Below are 236 nucleotides of genomic sequence, written 5' to 3'. Positions count from 1 at the left end.
CCATAAAACGGTGCCGAAAATGAGCCTCCTGTCGCCGGCCAGGCACGGCGGCGCTGTGAATACACATACGTTCATTCCTCATCGGGTACACGAAGCGATAGGCGTACTGGGCTCGGTGAGTGTTGCTACTGCCTGCGTGCTGCCGGGTACTGTGGCCAGCGAATATGTTAGCAAACCCGTTAGCAACACGCCTTCAAGCCAAACGTTAACGATTGAACATCCTACCGGTGCATTTA

The 236-nt window shown here is 54.7% G+C and carries 1 pseudogene; it reads left to right on the top strand.

The window, feature by feature from the left end:
- Window positions 1-55 precede the first annotated feature (55 nt).
- Window positions 56-236, top strand: a pseudogene (locus NLF92_RS13800) (4-oxalomesaconate tautomerase); the annotation flags it as partial.

The sequence above is a fragment of the Opacimonas viscosa genome, assembly GCF_024199005.1.
GTDB lineage: Bacteria > Pseudomonadota > Gammaproteobacteria > Enterobacterales > Alteromonadaceae > Opacimonas > Opacimonas viscosa.
The sequence above is the reverse complement of the archived record's forward strand: the minus strand, read 5'-3'. Positions and strand labels throughout refer to the sequence as shown.